5 protein-coding genes are annotated in these 3,516 nt (G+C 57.9%); all 5 read left to right on the top strand.

What is annotated here, in order from left to right; genetic code table 11:
- A partial coding sequence (locus ACIQ2T_RS12600) for a hypothetical protein (RefSeq protein WP_397591110.1) occupies positions 1–197 on the top strand: 197 nt, incomplete at its 5' end.
- Between the two features lie 22 nt (positions 198–219).
- Positions 220–1,584 carry a DNA repair protein RadA gene (gene radA / locus ACIQ2T_RS12595; RefSeq protein ID WP_306063092.1) on the top strand — a complete coding sequence of 455 codons (1,365 nt, stop codon included), beginning with the start codon at positions 220–222 and terminating at the stop codon, positions 1,582–1,584.
- Between the two features lie 132 nt (positions 1,585–1,716).
- Positions 1,717–2,241, top strand: coding sequence for a CvpA family protein (locus tag ACIQ2T_RS12590; protein ID WP_397591109.1), 525 nt, complete (start codon positions 1,717–1,719; stop codon positions 2,239–2,241).
- Positions 2,241–2,672, top strand: coding sequence for an iron-sulfur cluster assembly scaffold protein (locus ACIQ2T_RS12585; protein ID WP_397591108.1), 432 nt, complete (start codon positions 2,241–2,243; stop codon positions 2,670–2,672). Before ACIQ2T_RS12590 ends, ACIQ2T_RS12585 begins: the two co-directional genes overlap by 1 nt.
- Positions 2,654–3,516: cation:proton antiporter (locus ACIQ2T_RS12580; protein WP_397591107.1), on the top strand; the 863-nt coding region annotated here is incomplete at its 3' end. The genes ACIQ2T_RS12585 and ACIQ2T_RS12580, both read left to right, overlap by 19 nt.

The raw sequence follows: 3,516 nt of genomic DNA, 5'->3' as shown, positions 1-3,516 counted from the left end.
CCGTCATGGAAGGCGCGGCTGGCGCGGACCATATGCCAGATTTCGCGCGTGACGCCGTGCATGTAGATGGCAAGGCTGACCCCGCCATAACAAATGAGCGCCAGTCTGAGTTCTTTTTCGCGCATATCAAGGGTGTGGCATTCCGGCTGACCACGCGCAAGCACCGAATAATTGTCTATTATGCCTTGAGTTCTTGATATGTTCTGCTAATTTAGCGGCATGGCAAAAGCAAAGCGCAAATATATCTGTCAGGCATGCGGTTCGGAGTCCAACCGGTGGCAGGGGCAATGCGACGATTGCGGCGAATGGAACACATTGGCTGAAGAGGCCAGCGCCACTGTTTTTGAACTGAAGCATCATCTGCATTCGGGCGGGCGTGCGGTTGAACTGTCCGGGCTGAATTCGGACATCAAACTTCCCGATCGGGCATCAACAGGCATATCCGAATTTGACCGCGCACTCGGTGGCGGCCTTGTGCCGGGTTCGGCGACCTTGCTCGGCGGGGATCCTGGCATTGGTAAATCGACGTTGCTGTTGCAAGCGGCAGCCAATCTCGCGCGGCGTGGGCTTTCCGTCGCGTATATTTCTGGCGAAGAGGCGGTTGATCAAGTGCGCTTGCGTGCGCGCAGGCTCGGGCTTGGCGACGCGCCTGTGCAGCTTGCGGCCGCAACCTCGGTCCGCGACATTTTGACGACGATGGCACAGGGCGCTCCGCCGGCATTATTGGTCATCGATTCCATTCAGACCATGCACAGCGACCTGATTGAAGGCGCGCCCGGCACGGTCAGCCAAGTGCGTGCGTCTGCACAAGAACTTATTCGCTTTGCCAAAGAACGCGGCACGGCGTTGATGCTCGTTGGTCATGTTACAAAGGACGGCACGATTGCCGGACCGCGCGTGCTGGAACATATGGTCGACACAGTATTGTCGTTTGAGGGCGAACGCAGCCATCAATATCGCATTTTACGCGCCTCCAAAAACCGGTTCGGTGGGACCGACGAAATCGGCGTCTTTGCGATGGTTGAAGAGGGCCTGACGGAGGTTGGCAATCCTAGCGCATTGTTCCTGACCGACCGGGCCGAACAGGTTACGGGCGCGACGGTATTTCCCGCGTTAGAGGGGACGCGCCCGGTTCTCGTGGAAATTCAGGCGCTGACGGTTCGGCTGTCGAGCGGCGCGACGCCCCGCCGCGCTGTCGTGGGCTGGGACAGTGGCAGGCTTGCGATGATCCTCGCGGTGCTTGAGGCGCGTTGCGGGTTGAGCTTTTCAACGGCCGAGGTGTATCTCAACATTGCGGGTGGATACCGCATTTCCGACCCAGCCGCCGATCTTGCGGTTGCCGCGGCATTGGTCTCTGCCTTGGCGGAACGGCCACTGCCGTCCGACGCGGTTTTGTTCGGCGAAGTTGCTTTGTCTGGGGAAATTCGCCCCGTGGCGCATGGCGCCTTGCGGTTGAAGGAATCTGCTAAGCTTGGCTTTAGCCGCGCATTAGTCCCGCCGTCGGTAAAAGGTCAGGCGGGTATTTCGACGCAAGAGTTCCGCACGCTTGCCAATCTCGTTGACCATATGCTGGGACGTCCCTAAATCTAATCATATCCCTAGGGGCAGTCGGCGCGCCGCAAAGCAATATGATCGGTTGTCTGTTCGGGCATCGGAGTACACAGCGATCCGCAAGCACTAAACATTGCGTTTCAACCAAATGGGCAAGAGGAACAGATGACGGCACTTGATATAATTGTTCTGTTTCTGCTCGGCAGCGGGGCTATATTCGGTTTCTTGCGTGGCTTTGTGCAAGAGGCGCTGTCGATGATCGCCTGGGTGTTGATTATCGTTGCTGTCCGTATGTTTCACGCCCCTGCGACGGCCGCTCTGGCTGAGGCCGTGGGCTCTGGCTCGGGCGCAGCGGTGGCGGCCTTCTTGGCGATTGTCATTGTGATTTACGCGCTTGGCAAATGGATTTCGCGTTCGCTTGGGGCGAAGTCGCGCAAGTCTTTGCTTGGTCCTGTTGATCGCATGCTTGGCTTCGGATTTGGTCTGCTCAAGGGGCTGATCATGGCAACGTTGATATTCCTGCTGTTTGTGATGGGCTATGACATGGTTTACGGCGCAGACGAGGGGCGACCGGAGTGGATGACCACTTCGCGGACCTATCCGCTGCTCAACGCCAGCGGAGAGGCCATGTCGGAATTCGTCCGCGAACAAAGCGCTTCACGTGAAGCCTCTCCCTCGGCGGCGGACTGATGGACTCGGCGCTCTACAACCGTGACATATTAAGGTTGGCAACGGCTTTGGTCGCCAATCATCGCCTCGATGATCCGCAAGGCACAGCGGAAGTGCGATCACCTTTGTGTGGCAGCAGGATCCAGGCAGATGTCACCACCGACGCTGCGGGTTGCATATCGCAGCTTGCCTTGCGCGCGAATGCCTGCGCGCTTGGTCAGGCCTCGGCCGCTATCTTACAAGACAATGCGATTGGCTTGGACATATCTGAGATTGCAGATTTACGCGACGGCATCGCGTCGGCGCTAAAGCGTGTCGGCGAGATGCCAACGCGCTGGCCGGACCTCGCATTGCTTGCTGCAGCGTGCGATTATCCATCGCGCCACGCGGCAATATTGCTGCCTTACGACGCGATACTTGCTGCGGCTAAAACATGGAATGTGCAGACCTGATGGCGGATGCCCCGCACAACCTCGTCGCTGATGTGATGTTGGGCGGGGTCGTGCTGCTGGGCGCTGCACTGATTGCCGTGTTGCTTTTTCGCCGCCTTGGGCTGGGCGCTGTGCTCGGTTATCTCGTCGCGGGCATTGCGATTGGGCCAGACGGACTAGGCCTTATTGGCGCGCCCGAGACGATAATGGCGTATTCCGAAATTGGCATCATCTTGCTTTTGTTTCTGGTTGGACTGGAATTGTCCCCAAGCAGGCTGTGGCTATTGCGGCGTGATATTTTCCTTTTTGGGCCGCTGCAGGTCATTTTATGCGGGCTTGGTATGTTTGCTGTGGTGCATTTTGCCATGCCAAGCTTTAGCTGGGAAGCGGCCTTGGTCCTTGGTCTGCCTCTCGCATTGTCGTCCACAGCGCAGGTGCTGCCATTGCTGCAGTCGCGCGGTCGCATGAAGACCGATTATGGCGAAAAGAGCTTCTCCATTTTGCTGTTTCAAGACATTTCGATTGTGCCCATGCTCACCATCGTTGCCGCTTTGTCGCGCGCGCCGGCACTGGAGGGCGCCATTGAAGGGTGGACTCTGGCCCTGTACGCTGTGCTCGCAATTGTCGCGCTGGTTCTGGCAGGGCGTTATTTACTGTCGCCATTGTTGCGGCTGGTCGGTAAGATTTCGGAACGGGAATTGTTTATCGTCACTGGCCTGTTCACGGTATGCGTCAGCGCTGCGGTGATGCAGGCGATCGGCGTATCGCCAGCGCTTGGTGCGTTTGTTGCAGGCGTGATGCTCGCGGATTCGCCGTATCGGCATGAGCTTGAGGCGGACATTGATCCGTTTCGATCAATCTTGCT

Source organism: Sphingorhabdus sp. (genome assembly GCF_044357595.1).
Classification (GTDB): Bacteria; Pseudomonadota; Alphaproteobacteria; order Sphingomonadales; family Sphingomonadaceae; genus Sphingorhabdus_B.
Note: the sequence above shows the minus strand (reverse complement) of the source record. Positions and strands in the feature narration are given on the sequence as shown.

Excerpts from the sequence above, each read along its gene's own strand:
- radA (WP_306063092.1), top strand. The coding sequence starts at position 220 with ATGGCAAAAGCAAAGCGCAAATATATCTGTCAGGCATGCGGTTCGGAG.
- ACIQ2T_RS12590 (WP_397591109.1), top strand. The coding sequence starts at position 1,717 with ATGACGGCACTTGATATAATTGTTCTGTTTCTGCTCGGCAGCGGGGCT.
- ACIQ2T_RS12585 (WP_397591108.1), top strand. The coding sequence starts at position 2,241 with ATGGACTCGGCGCTCTACAACCGTGACATATTAAGGTTGGCAACGGCT.